This window comes from Porphyromonas sp. COT-290 OH3588, assembly GCF_000769075.1.
Lineage (GTDB): Bacteria > Bacteroidota > Bacteroidia > Bacteroidales > Porphyromonadaceae > Porphyromonas.
Genome location: NZ_JRFC01000047.1, coordinates 17,292 through 33,231 on the forward strand (window position 1 = coordinate 17,292; position 15,940 = coordinate 33,231).

A 15,940-nucleotide genomic window follows, 5' to 3' on the forward strand; every position below is an offset into this window, starting at 1 on the left:
ATATAGCAGCTTGTGAAATATTCGTTTTGGCTGGGTCTATGAGGGGAGCTGGTCGTGAGTGCCAAAATGAGGTCGGACGCCGTGTAGAGCCTCCTAGAGGCCAAATACGAGGTCTGCCGTTTTTTGCCCACTACAGATACAATCTCTCATCAACATTCTGAAATTTGAGCTAAAATATAAATCTAGGGGTACAGAAGTAGCCTTATCTCGATCGTTGCCAAAGCCTGCCATTTTCCCCACATCCCAATAGGATAAATTCTGCTTGTGGCGCCGCCACGCAATGGGTGGAACGAATGGGCGTAACACAACAAGAACCATAGAGAAAACGCTTCGCCAATCCATGTTATCGGCGAGTATGCACGTATTATTTGGAGGCCACTATCCATTATTGGAGCCTCATCAGTATAAGTGGATATTCATACCACTCGTGTCTGAGAAAAAACAAAATAATGATTATACTGCTATCATCGTTCGAAGATTCAGGTCACTTTGATACGGCTACTCCACACAGCACGTTGCTAGCTTAGGCATTTTATTGTAATTTTGTGCGATTAAACGGAGTATTTTCGTAATCTATTGACCACTTATATTAAACTGTGGTATAAATAGTGAATCAGTATCTAAAGTAGAACATGATAGAAATCAACGAACTGGAGGCATTTTTTGATGCAAGCCAGTCACAGATAAGTAGTTCGGTAATGCCTATCATCGGCGATATTGACCCGAATGAGGATTTTACGCTCTCGGACGAAGAGCTTGGAGCGACGATGCCCGTATTGCCTCTACGCAATATGGTACTTTTCCCGGGTCAGATTATGCCCGTATTGGTAGGGCGTGAGAAATCACGCAACCTAATTCGCTGGGCAGAGAGTAGTAAAGCTCTCTTTGCCGCAGTAGCTCAGCGTGATGCAGAGGTGGAGGATCCTACCATCTCCGATCTGTATGAGGTGGGCGTGGTAGCTACACTTGAGCAAGTGCTAGAGATGCCCGATGGCTCTCTGACGGCAATCATCAGAGGTAGCCAGCGTGTACGTATCGGGGCAGAACATAGCCTTATTCCTCACCTCTCTGCCGAGGTTAGTCTACTCTCGGAGATCATGCCTCGTAGAAACAACCCAGAGTTTAAGGTGCTCGCAGCTTCGATCAAGGAAAACTACCTCACGCAGTTTAAGTTGATACACAATGCGATGCCTAAGCAGATGCAGGAGAGCTTCCAGCGTAATAAGAATGGCATCTATCTGATCAATAACTCGATCGGGCTCTTGAGTATCAACATACAAGCCAAGCAAGCCCTACTCGAGCTAGACGACATACGTGATAGAGGGCTCAAGGTGTTGGGCTTCCAGCAGTCCGAGCTACAGATGCTACGCCTAAAAGCAAGTCTGACCAATAAGACCCAGAGGGAGATGGACAGACAGCAGAAGGAGTACTTCTTGCAGCAACAGATCCGTACCTTCCAAGAGGAACTAGGTGGTAGCGCCCACGATCTAGAGATTGCAGAGCTGCGTGAGCAGGCAGGTAAGATGCTCTGGAACGAGGCAGTAGGTGAGATCTTCGAGAAGGAGGTGCGCAAGGCCGAACGACTCAATCCGCAGAGCCCAGACTATGCAGTGCAGGTGCAGTATCTGCGTACCATACTATCATTGCCTTGGGGTGTCTACAGCCAAGACAACTTCGATCTGAAGAATGCTCAGAAGAAGCTCGACGAGGAGCACTTCGGCCTAGAGAAAGTCAAGGAGCGCATCCTTGAGCACCTAGCTGTACTCAAGCTCAAGGGAGATATGAAGTCGCCTATTATCTGCCTCTATGGCCCCCCGGGAGTCGGCAAAACCTCTCTAGGGCGTAGCATAGCCGATAGTCTAGGACGCAAATATGTGCGCATCTCTCTAGGTGGAGTACACGACGAGGCAGAGATACGAGGCCACCGCCGCACCTATATTGGGGCTATGAGTGGGCGTATCATACAGAGCTTGCAGAAGGCTGGTACCTCAAACCCTGTCTTTGTCCTCGATGAGATTGATAAGATCTCGGGCGACTATAAGGGGGATCCCGCAGCTGCTCTGCTCGAGGTGTTGGACCCAGAGCAGAATGGTACCTTCCACGACAACTACCTAGATATAGACTACGATCTAAGCAAGGTGCTCTTCATAGCCACTGCCAATAACATTGGGGCGATCTCACAGCCCTTGAGAGATCGCATGGAGCTAATAGAAGTGTCGGGCTATATCGCCGAGGAGAAGATGCAGATCGCCAAGCGCCATCTGATCCCAAAGATCGCTCAAGATCACGGATTAGGGGAGCGCAACATTCGCTTCACACCAAAGGCTATCGAGACCATCATCGAGCAATACACACGTGAGAGCGGAGTGCGTGCTTTGAGCAAGAAAATAGCTGCCATTATGCGTAAAATCGCTTGGCAGGAGGCCTCCAATGCAGAGGCCAAAACCGAGGTAACCCCAGCTCTAGTCAAGGAGTATCTTGGCAAACCTATCTTCTCAAGAGATAAGTACCAAGGCAATGAACATCCGGGAGTAGTGGTTGGTCTGGCTTGGACAAGTGTAGGAGGAGAGATCCTCTTCATCGAGAGTAGCTTGCATCGTGGGCAGGAGTTTAAGCTCAGCCTGACCGGTAGCCTCGGTGATGTGATGAAGGAGAGTGCCGTGCTAGCGCTCGACTATATCAGAGCGCACCGTGACGAACTGGGTATAGAGGATACTGCTATCAAGGATAAGGAAGTACACATACACGTCCCCGAGGGAGCTGTGCCCAAGGACGGCCCTAGTGCAGGCATCACGATAGTGACCTCTCTAGTATCTACCATGACGGGGCGCCTCGTGCGTCCACATATTGCTATGACGGGTGAGATTACTCTGCGTGGTAAGGTACTGCCCGTCGGTGGTATCAAGGAGAAGATATTAGCAGCCAAGCGCTCGGGCATCAAGGAGATTATTCTCTGCAAGGAGAACGAGAAGGATATCGCTGAGATCAAGGAGCTGTATGTGCGTGGCCTCAAGTTTCACTATGTCGAGGAGATCAGCCAAGTGCTTGATCTAGCCTTGGAGCCAGTAACGCCCCAAGCAAAGTAATCCCTTATGAACGAAGTATCACAGACAGCCCTAGAGGTAGAGCGAGTGGTCGGGCAGTGCCGTAGCCTCTTCGCCTCCAAGCTCCACGACTATGGAGCAGCTTGGCGCATCATGCGTCCAGCCTCTCTGACCGACCAGATCTACATCAAAGCCGGTCGCATACGTACGCTACAAACCAAGGGCATGAACCGTGTGAATGAGGGCATCGAACCTGAGTTCGTCGGTATCGTCAATTACGGTATTGTAGCTATGATACAACTAGACCTAGGAGCTGTGGATCAGCCCGATATAGACGCCACTAGAGCCCTAGCTCTATATGATGAGAAGTTGTCTGCTACACTAGAGCTTATGGCAGCCAAAAATCATGACTATGGCGAGGCTTGGCGCTCTATGCGCCTAGGCTCTATCGTAGACTTGATACTCTCCAAGGTCTATCGGACTAAGCAGATTGAGGATTTGGGGGGTGATACTTTGGTATCTGAGGGCATCGAAGCTAACTATATGGATATGGTTAATTATGCCATATTCGCATTAATCAAGATGCAGGAATGAGCCTCAAGCGTACACTTCTAGAGGCCTCCCGCATAGTTCTCGGTCTCGTCTTCGTTATATCAGGCCTACTCAAGGCAGTAGACCCAATGGGCGGAGCAATCAAGGTCGGGGAATACTTTGGTTCCATTCTTGGATCCAAGTTTTTGTGGATTTCGCACACTTTCCTGCCCCTGTCTGTACTGCTGTGTATAGTGGAGTTCTTGCTGGGGGCGTTTCTCTTGATGGGGATTTATCGACGTATTGCCTCGCGTATGACTTTTGTGATGATGGTCTTTATGACTATCGTCACGATTTACATATCGATTACTGACTCGGTCGGTGACTGTGGTTGCTTTGGGGACTTAATTAAACTCACCAATGTACAGAGCTTGATCAAGAATATCATCCTCTTGCCGATGTCCTACTTCGTGATGCGCTACGCCAGACAGATGAGCCATCTCTACACGCGCCGTGAGCGTTGGGTACCAGCCGCACTAGCCTTCATCGGCATCTCTCAGTTTACTTACTGCAATCAACGATATCTCCCTTATAGGGATTTTCGACCTTATCAGATTGGATTCGACCTCAACAAGAAGATACAAGAGGCTGACTCTACCTATCAGGCAGAGCTGCTTGAGGGGACAAGGTTTATCTATCGCAAGGGTGATAGGGTAGAGAGCTTCACAGTACACAACCTCCCTGATACTACTTGGACCTACGAGAGGCAGGAACAGAGTTCCGAACTCAAGAACCGCAAGCTGACCTACAGCTTCGAGATGCAGAACTCCGAGGGAGAGGCGATGGAACACCAGATCCTCAACGATCAGACGGGAGTCTTGCTCCTTTTCTCCCTCAACTGGAATGACGCCAATCAAGACAATATAGATGAGATCAACGAGCTCTACCGCTATGCTCAAGAGTATGGGTATAAGTTCTACGGTGTGTCGGCATCGACACCCGAGGAAGAGTCGGAGTGGCGCTACCAGACAGGTGCAGATTACCCAATCCTATTTATGGACGCCACGACTATTAAGACTATCATTCGAGCTAATCCGGGGTTAATCGTGATGAAGTCGGGGGTCGTAATCGACAAAATTTCGTCGGAGATGCTCCCCAGCATAGACAAAATCCCCTCTTATATCCATAGCCGTATGAAGCTAGGGCAGGGGACGGTCCCATCGCCTATGCGCCTTTTGCTGCTTGGACTCTGGGCCTCCATCTTACTGCTTGGCCTCCTTAGACTGTTGGCTAGGCGCATCAATGCCCGTGGGTATATCATCGGTCGCAAGAACCGAGTAGAAAAAGAGTTGTAAATAATTTATTAATGTATAATTCAAGACAAAGAAATGAGAAAAAACATTGTAGCAGGGAACTGGAAGATGAATAAGACCCTTGCAGAGGGCGTTGCTTTCGTTGAGGAGCTCAGCCAAGCTCTCAAGGGTAAGAGTCCTAAGTGTGATGTAGTTATTGCTGCTCCTTTTGTGCATCTAGCCACGCTAGCTGCCAAGGCAGAGGGTTTCGCTATCTCGGCAGAGAACTGCGCAGACAAGGATAAGGGTGCATACACTGGAGAGGTTTCCGCTGCTATGGTTGCCTCTACTGGAGCCAAGTATGTGATTCTCGGCCACAGCGAGCGTCGTGCCTACTACGGCGAAACAGACGCTATCCTTACAGACAAGGTAAACCTAGCTCTAGGCAATGGTCTAACTCCTATCTTCTGTATCGGTGAGGTTAAGGAAGAGCGTGAGGCTGGCGAGCACTTCCGAGTAGTGGAGCAGCAGATCTCTAACGCTCTATTTGGCCTATCGGCAGAAGATTTTGGTAAGCTAGTCATCGCCTACGAACCAGTTTGGGCCATTGGTACGGGGCTTACTGCTACGGCAGATCAAGCACAAGAGATTCATGCCCACATTCGTTCGTTCATCGCTGGCAAGTATGGTCAGCAGATCGCAGATGACTGCACAATCCTCTATGGCGGTAGCATGAATAAGAAGAATGCAGCCGATCTCCTGAGCCGTCCCGATGTAGATGGTGGCCTCATTGGTGGAGCCTCTCTAGTTGTAGAGGACTTCCTGCCAATCATTGAGGCTGTTTAGTCCCAAGATAGTCGAGGCCAGAGGCGGAGGGCCTTTCTAGTGCTCTCTCCTTTGGCCTGTATCTTCGTAGTTCCTACCACTCGTAGAGATAAGGGGTGTGCTAGGTGCTAGTGGTTTCAGTATTACTTAAAGAATGAGTATTATGTCTAAGTTGTTAATGGCTACAGGGTTGTATCTATCTATGGTGGCGGGTGTATGCGCTCAGCAGACTACTCCATCTGCAACTGCGAGGGCAGTACCGAAGAATATCTTCGAGGCACTTGAGGGCGAGGCTCCCGGCCAAGGACATGTCGTGATCTATCAGTCCGAGGAGCTCAGGCGTCTAGTAGGCGTTGTGTCTGGCCGTTATGGAGCTGTCCTTGGACGTGAGGGCAATACTTCTCTGCTTATGGGGTACCGCATTCAGTTTTTCAGTGGCAATACACCATCGTCCAAGGCGGAGGCTCAGTCACGTGCTGCACTTATTCGCCAGCTTGTACCAGAGTACAACTGCTACATCAGCTTCAATGCTCCTTTTTGGCGCCTCGTGGTAGGTGACTTCCTCTCCATGGCTCAGGCAAGAGAGGTGCGCAACCGCCTACTAGGCGTACTCCCTGCTTGGAGTAAGGAGTCCTATGTGATCAAAGATAAAGTACGTATACTCAACTATGACCCCACCGCAGATGAATAACCTTGATATCAACACCACCGATAGCTTACAGATCCAGCAAGCCCTAGAGCAACACTACCTTCAAGTACTTAGCCTCATAGGCGAAGACCCTACAAGAGAGGGATTGGTCAAAACCCCCGAGCGTGTAGCCAAGGCTATGCAGTTCCTTACTCAAGGCTATCGGCAAGATCCATCCGAGATCCTTCGCTCAGCAATGTTTCGAGAGGATTACAGACAGATGGTCATTGTGCGTGATATAGACTTCTACTCCATGTGTGAGCATCACATGCTCCCTTTCTTTGGTAAGGTACATATAGGCTATATCCCCAATGGCTACATTACGGGGCTATCCAAGCTCCCTCGTGTTGTTGATGTTTTCTCTAGGCGCCTACAAGTACAGGAGCGTCTTACGACGCAAATCAAGGAATGCATTCAAGAAACACTCAACCCTCTAGGTGTGATCGTCGTGATAGAGGCACAGCACATGTGTATGCAAATCAGAGGTGTAGAGAAACAGCACTCCCTGACCACGACGAGCGACTTCACGGGGGCTTTTAAGGAAGCCAAGACTCGTGAGGAGTTTATGCAGCTCATCTCACGAAATAAATAAATCTCCAGCCTACGTATGCAGAGGTGCAATGCGGAAGCCTCTTGCCTAGAGAGCACTTTTGTCTGTGCCCCCATGGGTTATGCCCGTCATGTCGCTTTGTATCCAATGAATGGCGATGACATCTCTTGCCTAAGAATAGACTACGATCTCTATACGACAGATTACGGTGATTTGCTCATTGCTTCCACCTATTTGGGAGTGTGTTACAGCACATTTTGTTCGTCTGTAGAAGCAGCCGAAGCCATTCTCCGGGGGGCCTTCCCCGGAGCAGAGCTATTTCGTCGCTCCTCAGAGTGGCAGGTCAGGTTGCTCTCTTGGCTTAAGCCTAACGCTCCTACAGATCAGCATATAGCACTTCATCTTATGGGTACAGATTTTAGGTTGAAGGTTTGGCGTGCGTTGCTGGAGGTGCCTATTGGACATGTGGCTACATACTCAGACCTTGCTCAAGCCATAGACAATCCTCGAGCCGTGCGAGCCGTTGGTTCCGCGGTAGGGAGCAATCCCATTGTCCCGTTTATTCCATGTCATCGCATCATTCGTCGTGATGGCTCACTTGGGAATTATAGTGCAGAGGGAGGAATAGAGCAGAAGGCTGCGCTCCTAGCCAGAGAGAAAGTGGTCTTGTCAATTTGATGTTTAACTATGAGCAAGTCAGAGTATTACACGGCTGAAGGCATCTCTGCTCAGCACTACGAGGCTCTTTTGCATGGGCATAGCTATCCCCTTTATTATGCGCCTTGGTGGCTCTCCACGGCTAGTCGAGGTAAAGCTGTCTATGTGGCGAGTTTTCGTGCCGACCGATGCGTAGCTGTGCTTGCTGCTGCCCTTAGCTATGGACGATTGATTACACCCTATTTTTGCCAATATAGTGGTATTCTGTTCCTTGACGAGGGGCTTACTCTGTATGAAAAGCAATTGATTACTCAGGCTATTCATCAACAACTGCCCAAACACACGTATTATCAAGTCAATTATCCGCCTAGCTATACTGATTGGTTAGGGCTACATTGGCTGTCATATAAGCAGACCACACGTTACAATTATATTTGGGACATCACTGGGATTACCTCTAGGGAGGAGCTGCTTCAATCTATTAGCCCGACTCTACGCAAAAATCTCAAGGCCAGCGAGCGGGCAGGGTTCGTGTATGCCTCAAATGTGTCGATAAGAGAGGCTATAGCACTGCTGAGGCTAACAGCTAGTCATAAGAAGTATAGGAGTGATTTTGTCTTGCAGGAGCAACTGATTAGCCAGAGTATCGAGCGAGGGCAAGGACAACTTGTCGGTTTACGAACGCCAGATACGGGACAGTTAGCGATGGTTTCGTTCTTCGTCAAGCACCAAAGAGTGGCTTATCTGATAGGAGAGGGCAACGATCGTGCGCTCAGTGGGCGCTATCAGCTCAAGGCATTAGTTCTGATGCACTATATTCTACAGGAGCAGGGAGGTATAGACTTGATCGATTTTGAGGGATCTATGCTTGAGCCAATTGCCAAAATCTATCAAGCGCTAGGAGCCTATCAGCAGTCCTATATGACCATAAGTAAGGGGAGTAAGTATAGTTTAGCCGGATTGCGAGCTCGCCTCTTGAGGCGTAAGGGCTAATGTAAGGTTAAGCGGAATAGATGAGGAGCTGCCAAGCAAAGAAGTTGTTGATTAGATGCAGCAATATAGGTATGCCAATTCGGCTAGTATAGTGATAGCTGTATCCGAGGACGAATCCAATAGTGAGGCGAGAGAGGAAACCGACCAAGGATAGATGCACTAGACTAAAAATCACACTCGTGACTCCAATCGCCAGCAATGGCCGATGTCTGTCGGCTGCAATAAAGAGGCTTTGCATAGTTCCTCTGAAAAATAGCTCTTCCACTAAGGCAGGCGTTAGGCAGATGACCACAAACTCCAAGAGTCTGCTATCCCAGCCCGACTGAAGTAGCTCTTTGATCTGTTGGGATACAGTATCTTCTATATCAATCCCCCAGCTACTAGGGAGTATACCGATGAGCCACTCGGACACGAAGCTAAGTGATGTAGAAGCTGCGACCATGCCACCAGCCACAGCAAATAGAAGCAGAAGAGAGAATGGGGAGCAAAATATCTCCCGCATCTCTCTGTACAGCCTCCTTGGTGTGGCTTGACGCAATAGCTGCCGCCCCTTGGGGTGGAACGATAGGGGCAGTAGAAATATGCCAATAGAGGACCACAGCATCGAATACATCAGAGCACTCTTGCTCTCGAGAATAGAGAACCCGAGCACCGAGGAGAGCGAGGCCACTCCTATCCCCACCAGCAGAGTACAGGCGAAGGTTAAGCCGATGAGGTATGCAATACTCAAGTATATGTCTGTCCTATTTGTCATGTCAATGCTGCTCGTAGGCAGGGAGGCGATTGCTCTTCCTGATTTGCTGCGGGGTGTAGCCAAAATTCTTGCGACAGAACTGGCACAAGTAGCTGATGCTAGAGAACCCATAGCGCTTGACGATATCTTGTAGCGTGAGCTCCTGCTGCAGAATGTCATTGTAAATGTACCTGCACTTCTGCTGCATCATCCATTTCTGAGGCGATAGACCAAACTCCTCTACAAACATTCGCTTGAGGGTCGTAGGTGATAGTTTGAAGTGCTGGCCTAGCTCATCGATCGTTGCATTGCTATAGCCTAGATGGAATACTTTGGTTCGGAAGCCCGTATTCTTACAGTGATAAAATCTAAGAAACTCCTCGGCCATCTGCCTCGTATAGTCCAATCGTAGGAGTAAGAAGAACTCTTGGAGCTTGATGTCAAACACATTGACGTCAATGTGGGGGAACTTGAGATACAGCCCCACAGTTTTTCCCCACAACTCTACGCCAGATGACATCGGCATTGACCGCATAACGCATGGCTGATTGAGCTTCTTCCGACAAGAATGCTTGCGCTTTTTGCCGCGGTCCTGACTAGTTTGATCGGGGCATTCGCCTAGACATAGATGAGTGCTAGGATGAAAGCGCATAGATAAACATGTCAAGCCGCTGGTTGTGCTCTCGAGAGAGAGAAAGCCTCCCATCGGAACTAAATAAATATGGTTACCACTGTTCGTTTGGAGTGTCTGTTTCTCATCTCCAATTATGTGCTCTCCTCCCATCACCCAAAGAAGAATGAAATATCCTTCACTTCGATAAATGCGTCTGTCCCCTTGCTTTAAGGTTGCTACTTCTGGTAAACGAAAGAGTGATGTTGGACATTGCTTAAAAGCCGAATGAGTAAAAAATATCTCGGACTTATTTGCTTTCTCCTCCCCTAATAGTAATTCCTTTCCCATATATCCTTCTCATTATAAATATCCTGCGAAGTTACAAAAAACAATAATTATATAATCATATAAGTCAGCCCTAGGCATTTTCGGAGGAGCTAGTAGAGGGGATATGAGTATCTTTGTAAGATATTATTTATTTCCTGATTATCAGGTTGATATATCCTTGTCTTGGTGTATCCTAGGGTACGTATTGTAGTAAGTAATAGTATCGGATATACGTATAATCCCCTCCAATTTAAGTGCATATTTGTATTAAATTGGAGGGGATTAATGAGTTTGCGGGGCTAGATTGAGCAATATAATGAACTCATCGCTTATCAGAAAGGGTGACGCCTGCTATCAAACCTCTTCATATCTGAGACAGAAGCATTACCCGTGAACTGATTGAAGCGATAGATAAAGTGGAGCATAACGTATCGTCCTAGAGTATTGGTTTCTAGCATTGAACTGCTTAAAGCATTGCTCTCTCTGTAGATGTTGTTTTGCTGGGCTAGTACGTCGTATGCCTTGAGGCGAATAGTCGCTCTGTTGTTCTTGAGGAAGGTGTACGATAGGCCGATATTAATCAGGGTTTGATCTCGATCGTAGCTTGATGTATACCCAGAGCTTGTGCGATAAGCAAGCAGAGCCTCTAGAGAGAAGCCTAGAGGTAGTTTGACATTCGTGTCCCAGTCTATACGGTAGTCCTGCGTGCTCTGCTGAGCTGTTTGTGGGAGTGTATTCCAAACATTGTAGTAGGCCCAAGTGCCTTTGATGCTGGTGTCTAGGCCGGCGTGTCTATAGGCCAGTGTTAGGCTTTCATTCAGTCTAATGGAACGAGCGTCGTTACGCTCTTCGTCCACAAAGCCAATTTGATTGGATAGGCTATTGAAGCTATTGATGCGTAGCGAAAACCGCTTACCGGGGAGTGGTGTAGTGTAGAAACCACCAAGCCCCACACGAGCATTGCCGTCGGCATTGGTGTAGCTAATGGTACGTACGCCTGTAGCAGGGTTGTATCTCGTACGGCTGACAATGTCGTTTTGGATATACTGTAGATGAGCGAAGATATTTAGAGAGCTCTGGCTACTTGGGTTAAATTGGCTAAATCGCCCAAATAGATTATGCATATACGCAGTTTTGAGGTTAGGGTTGCCCTCGTAGACAACGAGCTGATTGGTCTTATCTCTCACGGGGGCTAGCTGGTCGCTGCTGGGCTGGAAGCTGCGGCCTCGGTAGTCTAAGTTTAGGCTAAGAGCTTTGCGAGGGGTATATCTTAGCCTGAATGTGGGGGAGTAGTTCAGTACGCTTTGGTTGATCTGTCGATCTTCCCGACCAATCTTGGTGTAGTTACTCAGGTGCGATGGGTCTAGGTTGATACCTGCTGTAACGTCTAGTTTGTCGGTAGCCTTCTTCAGTGCTAACCCGATACGATGGGATAGGAAGTGCGAGCGTAGCTCATTGCTGTACTCTGGGTTCACCAGATCGTATAGCCCAGTAGCGACTTGCTTCTCTCTGGCCACTCGATCAGACTTGACCTCTTCGCCCTTGATCTGATACTGTCCTTGTAGAGCAAAGCCACGACCTAGGGGTTCGACATAGCTTATCCTAGCTCGGTAGTTGATTTTGTTCGTCTTCGTTTCTAGATATTGGTCTATGTCCGTTATTTGTCCATCTAAATGATTGGTTAGTGTGCTCTGGTAGATCCCTGTAGCGTCATCTGTATTGATCCCTGCTAGTAGAGAAAGAGCTAGTGTACGCCCTTTATTCCCGAGTTTTTGGCTCAGGTCGATATGGATCCGAGAGTTTGATACCTTGCTATCCATAGACTGCTTGAGGCTACTGGTGTTTATCGTTTCGGTTCCCTGACCTCTAAAGGTTGTAGAGGATGAAGTCTTGTTTCCAGCACCTATACCATAGTTTACGTTTGGAGCCACGATAAGGGTGGTTTTGTCTGTTGGCTTCCACTCTAGGCGTAGGTTGGCTCCTGTATTGTATTTGTCATTGTGCTCCACAGATCGTCCTCGCTCGGTTGTATTGCCCGAGGCGATAATATCTGTTCGTTCGTATGCACTCTCTTTGAGTTTATCGCTGTTGCCGATGAAGGCACCAGAGGAGAGCTCCCCTTGTTTACCCAATGTGTAGCCTAGGTTGCCTCCAAGCACCTTGCTGGTGCTAATGCCATCATTGCTATTGCCTCCGCCACTAGCCCCTCTTGGCCCTCTAGTGTTCCCTCCGAATATATTATTCATCTGACCAAGATCAGAGGCGATATCACTGAATCCTGAGTTATTGGTATTGTTTGCCCCTGCGACAATGCTCCATTGTGAGCTATCTGAGAAACGATTAAGCGTGGCATTGGCCTCGTATCTCCGATTTGGAACGCCAGCTCCAGCATACGCGGTGCCAAATAACCCTCTTTTATTGCTCTTCTTAATCGTTAGGTTGATGACTGTTTCTTCATCGCCATCCGAGAAGCCGGTCATGCGTGAGGCATCGCTCTCTCTGTCCAGTACTTGGATTTTGTCTATTGCATCAGCAGGAAGATTCTTTAGAGCGACCTTGGGATCGCTCTCGAAAAAGCGTTTTCCGTCTACCATGATCTTGGAGATATTCTTCCCATTGATCGTGATCTGTCCGGCCTCATTAATCTCTGCTCCGGGCAGCTTTTTCACGAGCTCCTCTAGAGCTGCTCCCTCACTTGTCCTGTAGCTCCCTGCATTGTACTCTAGGGTGTCACCCTTGACCACGACCTCATTGGCCTTGCCTACGACAGTGATTTCCTGCAGAGTTTTTTTGTCTTCGTGCAAGATGATGTCGTTTAGGAGTAGGGTATTCTTATGCTCCGTGAGGGATAGCTCTTGTTTGTGGGTGATAAACCCGATGAAGCTAACCTCTAGAGTGTATCTACCTGCGGGGAGTTTGATCAAGCTAAATCGACCTGAAGTATCTGTCGATATACCTGCTTGAGTCTGACCATTGGGGCGTAGTAGCCGTACACTGGCCTGTGGGAGGCTTTGCTTTGACTCGTCTAGTACTCGTCCTCTAATGTTGATGTTGCCTGCAGATAGTCCAAAAGACAATCCCATAAGGAGGCAGAATAGGCTCAACCTTAATCTATAATTAACCATTTAGTGACTCTTGTGAATTTATGTTCTTGTTTTTACTTAGAATCAGGCGTAGAGCAAAAGTTTAATCTTCATCCTCGGGAGCGACCTCGCTGTATGCTCTCTGGTGTGCCCAAATGGTTGCTGTCGTATTCATAGCCCAACGGCTAAGAGAAGTCCTCAAATTTGAGAAAGTGAATATACGCCATTTTGGCGTGTTTCTGAAGTTTGAATTCAATCCTCAGAAAAATGATTCTGGTTAACGAATTTATGTTCCCAAATAAGAATTAGCGGCCCTCGGCCAAAAGTGAGGGTAGTATAGGGTGGGGTAGTACTCGGGTATTTCAGTTTATGAACTTCATGAGCTCATAAATCTTCTGTGGTGTTCTGTAACTTTCTAGTTATGTATACTTTGTATATGTGTTTTATGATTGATAGTTTCGATTTCTATACATGGTGTGACCTTAAGGCGATTACATGATTGCTAGAGCTATTGTAAGTAGCTTGTAACTAGTGTTTTTGTGAGATTTGTGCAAGTAAAACTTCTCGTTTTTTAGGCTAGTTAGTCTATGTGCTTCGTGCTCAAGGTTGCCTTTTAGAGTTTTGAATTTCAATTTTTAAAACTTCTTGTTTTTGAATTTGGAATTTTGATTTGTATATTTGTATCCAAATCTAGAATACAAACATCTCGGACAATATGACAGACTTTATCAATCTCGAGGCAATATCTACACGACTAAAAGAGCTACTAGAGAGAAGTGAGATGAGTGCTAAAGACTTCTCTACACAGACGGGAATTGCTCCGTCTACACTCTCGCAGATACTCAATGGAAAGACGATGATCAACATCGACAGCATCAACAAGATTATTTCTCGTTGGCAGGGGGACCCCAACTTCGATCCGATGTGGTTTGTCCTTGGCGAAGCCTGCACACGCCTTGTAGATCAAGCGAACGCTTCGGAAGCAGACGAGTCGTATAAGGGCAGCTCGGCTAATGCCCATGACAAAGCTCTAGAACTTGCCCTCTCAAGTAAAATCGAAGAGGTGGGACGCCTCAAGGCTAGCTTAGAGGGTATGAAACCCAAGGTAATTGATCACATTACAGTTTTCTATACAGATAGGAGCTTCGAAACCTATCGACTTAGTGCTGACGAGTAGAGATATGGGATAGATAGGTAGCCAAGAGGAGCTGGAGTTGCTCCTACATGTACACAAAAAGCCCCGAAGCTAAGCGCCATTTTTGGCACAGCTTCGGGGCTTTGGCTTTGCTTAAGCCTATGGATCAACAAGTGCTAGAAGTCGTAGACGGTTACCCAGCCATGGGTGTCTGGCTCATCTCCATACTGGATAGCACGTAGCTTATTGTACATCTTCTCGCTGATTGGCCCTGCCTTGCCGTCTGGGCAGAACATATAGCTAGTACCCTCGTCTAGGTCGTCTACACGCTCGATGGGGCTGATGACGGCTGCAGTACCACAGGCACCTGCTTCTTGGAATGTGGCTAGCTCCTCCACGTGAATAGGTCTGCGCTCTACCTTCATACCCATGTCTTGGGCAATCTGCATGAGGCTCTTGTTGGTGATAGAGGGTAGGATAGATGTGCTCTCTGGGGTTACATACACGCCGTCCTTAATCCCGAAGAAGTTGGCTGGTCCGCATTCATCGATAAACTCCTTGTGCTTGGCATCTAGGTAGATAACAGCTGAGTAACCTTTGGAGTGAGCAAGCTGACCAGAGTAGAGGCTGGCTGCATAGTTACCACCGACCTTGTATGTACCCGTCCCTAGAGGTGCAGCACGGTCATAGCCACGCATGATAGCCATAGGGGTTGGTCGGAAGCCCTCCTTGAAGTAAGGCCCTACGGGAGTAACAAAGATCATGAACATGTATTCTGTCGCAGGCTTAACCCCTACCTGTTGCCCAAGACCAATCATTAGGGGGCGGAGATAAAGTGATGCGCCGGAGCCGTATGGAGGTACGAAGCGACGATTGAGCTTGATGACTTTCTCTACAGCTTCCAAAAACAGCTCTGTAGGCATCTCTGGCATCATGATACCCCGGCTGGTGTGTTGCATACGGTAGGCATTTTCTTCAGGTCTAAATACTCTCACTTTGCCATCCTTGCCCTCGAAAGCTTTCAAACCCTCAAACGACTCTTGCCCATAATGAAGACAAGTCGCTGCCATCGGGATGTTGATAGTTTCTGATGAGGAAATTTCTAGTTCGCCCCAAGCGCCATTGCGGTAGTAGCAACGGATGTTGTAGTCTGTGGGCACATAGCCGAAGGTCAAAGAAGACCAATCGAGATTAGCTTTGCTTCCCATTGTTTGTTTTATTTAAGTGTTTGTAAAATGAGGAATGGTTTTACAATCCCACGAGCAAAGTTAGGCTTTTGTTTTGGATAAAATGGGGCAATTAAGGACTATTTTCACAAATTGCTAGGGTATTACCTCTTAGGGCTTGACCGAGTGCTTCGGACTAATTCTCCAGATTTGGTCAAATTCCATATCTTTGAGATAGTTAAACTCATGGCTGATGGCCAAGGTCTTTGCGATCATTTTCGTCGGATCACTATCAACCATAAT

13 protein-coding genes are annotated in these 15,940 nt (G+C 47.8%); 9 read left to right on the forward strand and 4 right to left on the reverse strand.

The window, feature by feature from the left end; translation table 11 throughout:
* Positions 1–698: 698 nt before the first annotated feature.
* From lon to HQ48_RS08710, 8 genes are all read left to right on the forward strand, one after another.
* Positions 699–3,086 (forward strand): endopeptidase La, encoded by a 2,388-nt coding sequence (gene lon / locus HQ48_RS08675; protein ID WP_235300218.1) that lies wholly within the window; start codon positions 699–701, stop codon positions 3,084–3,086.
* 6 nt (positions 3,087–3,092) lie between these two features.
* Positions 3,093–3,638: a DUF1599 domain-containing protein gene (locus HQ48_RS08680; protein ID WP_044190760.1), complete on the forward strand. Its 546-nt coding sequence runs from the start codon at positions 3,093–3,095 to the stop codon at positions 3,636–3,638.
* Positions 3,635–4,930, forward strand: a complete 1,296-nt coding sequence (locus HQ48_RS08685; RefSeq protein WP_044233185.1) for a BT_3928 family protein — start codon at positions 3,635–3,637, stop codon at positions 4,928–4,930. Before HQ48_RS08680 ends, HQ48_RS08685 begins: the two co-directional genes overlap by 4 nt.
* Before the next feature lie 33 nt (positions 4,931–4,963).
* On the forward strand, positions 4,964–5,713 hold the full coding sequence (tpiA, locus tag HQ48_RS08690) for a triose-phosphate isomerase (protein ID WP_044190767.1): 750 nt from the start codon (positions 4,964–4,966) through the stop codon (positions 5,711–5,713).
* A 142-nt stretch (positions 5,714–5,855) separates the two neighbouring features.
* Positions 5,856–6,383, forward strand: coding sequence for an SPOR domain-containing protein (locus HQ48_RS08695; RefSeq protein ID WP_044233186.1), 528 nt, complete (start codon positions 5,856–5,858; stop codon positions 6,381–6,383).
* On the forward strand, positions 6,376–6,972 hold the full coding sequence (gene folE / locus HQ48_RS08700) for a GTP cyclohydrolase I FolE (protein WP_044233188.1): 597 nt from the start codon (positions 6,376–6,378) through the stop codon (positions 6,970–6,972). Before HQ48_RS08695 ends, folE begins: the two co-directional genes overlap by 8 nt.
* A 15-nt stretch (positions 6,973–6,987) precedes the next feature.
* Entirely contained in the window at positions 6,988–7,608 is a 621-nt protein-coding gene (locus tag HQ48_RS08705; protein ID WP_081969778.1) for a methylated-DNA--[protein]-cysteine S-methyltransferase, read from the forward strand.
* A 9-nt stretch (positions 7,609–7,617) separates the two neighbouring features.
* Positions 7,618–8,580, forward strand: coding sequence for a hypothetical protein (locus tag HQ48_RS08710; protein ID WP_044233190.1), 963 nt, complete (start codon positions 7,618–7,620; stop codon positions 8,578–8,580).
* 7 nt (positions 8,581–8,587) lie between these two features.
* Here the strand turns inward: HQ48_RS08710 and HQ48_RS08715 are convergent, their stop codons facing one another.
* The 3 genes from HQ48_RS08715 to HQ48_RS08725 all read right to left on the reverse strand — a co-directional run bounded on the left by HQ48_RS08715 (position 8,588) and on the right by HQ48_RS08725 (position 13,378).
* Entirely contained in the window at positions 8,588–9,334 is a 747-nt protein-coding gene (locus HQ48_RS08715) for a CPBP family intramembrane glutamic endopeptidase (protein WP_044233192.1), read from the reverse strand.
* A 1-nt stretch (position 9,335) separates the two neighbouring features.
* A complete protein-coding gene (locus HQ48_RS09245) occupies positions 9,336–9,965 on the reverse strand; it encodes a helix-turn-helix transcriptional regulator (RefSeq protein WP_160225977.1) in 630 nt (209 codons plus the stop codon).
* 620 nt (positions 9,966–10,585) lie between these two features.
* Positions 10,586–13,378, reverse strand: a complete 2,793-nt coding sequence (locus tag HQ48_RS08725) for a TonB-dependent receptor (RefSeq protein WP_044233193.1) — start codon at positions 13,376–13,378, stop codon at positions 10,586–10,588.
* A gap of 673 nt (positions 13,379–14,051) precedes the next feature.
* Here HQ48_RS08725 and HQ48_RS08730 point away from each other — a divergent pair.
* Positions 14,052–14,513 carry a helix-turn-helix transcriptional regulator gene (locus HQ48_RS08730; protein ID WP_044233194.1) on the forward strand — a complete coding sequence of 154 codons (462 nt, stop codon included), beginning with the start codon at positions 14,052–14,054 and terminating at the stop codon, positions 14,511–14,513.
* Between the two features lie 134 nt (positions 14,514–14,647).
* Here the strand turns inward: HQ48_RS08730 and HQ48_RS08735 are convergent, their stop codons facing one another.
* Positions 14,648–15,679 (reverse strand): branched-chain amino acid aminotransferase, encoded by a 1,032-nt coding sequence (locus tag HQ48_RS08735; RefSeq protein ID WP_044190788.1) that lies wholly within the window; start codon positions 15,677–15,679, stop codon positions 14,648–14,650.
* Between the last annotated feature and the right edge of the window lie 261 nt (positions 15,680–15,940).

Coding starts and splice junctions, on each gene's coding strand:
- HQ48_RS08730 (WP_044233194.1), top strand. CDS start 14,052: ATGACAGACTTTATCAATCTCGAGGCAATATCTACACGACTAAAAGAG.
- HQ48_RS08695 (WP_044233186.1), top strand. CDS start 5,856: ATGTCTAAGTTGTTAATGGCTACAGGGTTGTATCTATCTATGGTGGCG.
- HQ48_RS08705 (WP_081969778.1), top strand. CDS start 6,988: ATGCAGAGGTGCAATGCGGAAGCCTCTTGCCTAGAGAGCACTTTTGTC.
- HQ48_RS08725 (WP_044233193.1), bottom strand. CDS start 13,378: ATGGTTAATTATAGATTAAGGTTGAGCCTATTCTGCCTCCTTATGGGA.
- HQ48_RS08715 (WP_044233192.1), bottom strand. CDS start 9,334: ATGACAAATAGGACAGACATATACTTGAGTATTGCATACCTCATCGGC.
- folE (WP_044233188.1), top strand. CDS start 6,376: ATGAATAACCTTGATATCAACACCACCGATAGCTTACAGATCCAGCAA.
- HQ48_RS09245 (WP_160225977.1), bottom strand. CDS start 9,965: ATGCGCTTTCATCCTAGCACTCATCTATGTCTAGGCGAATGCCCCGAT.
- lon (WP_235300218.1), top strand. CDS start 699: ATGCCTATCATCGGCGATATTGACCCGAATGAGGATTTTACGCTCTCG.
- HQ48_RS08680 (WP_044190760.1), top strand. CDS start 3,093: ATGAACGAAGTATCACAGACAGCCCTAGAGGTAGAGCGAGTGGTCGGG.
- tpiA (WP_044190767.1), top strand. CDS start 4,964: ATGAGAAAAAACATTGTAGCAGGGAACTGGAAGATGAATAAGACCCTT.
- HQ48_RS08710 (WP_044233190.1), top strand. CDS start 7,618: ATGAGCAAGTCAGAGTATTACACGGCTGAAGGCATCTCTGCTCAGCAC.
- HQ48_RS08735 (WP_044190788.1), bottom strand. CDS start 15,679: ATGGGAAGCAAAGCTAATCTCGATTGGTCTTCTTTGACCTTCGGCTAT.
- HQ48_RS08685 (WP_044233185.1), top strand. CDS start 3,635: ATGAGCCTCAAGCGTACACTTCTAGAGGCCTCCCGCATAGTTCTCGGT.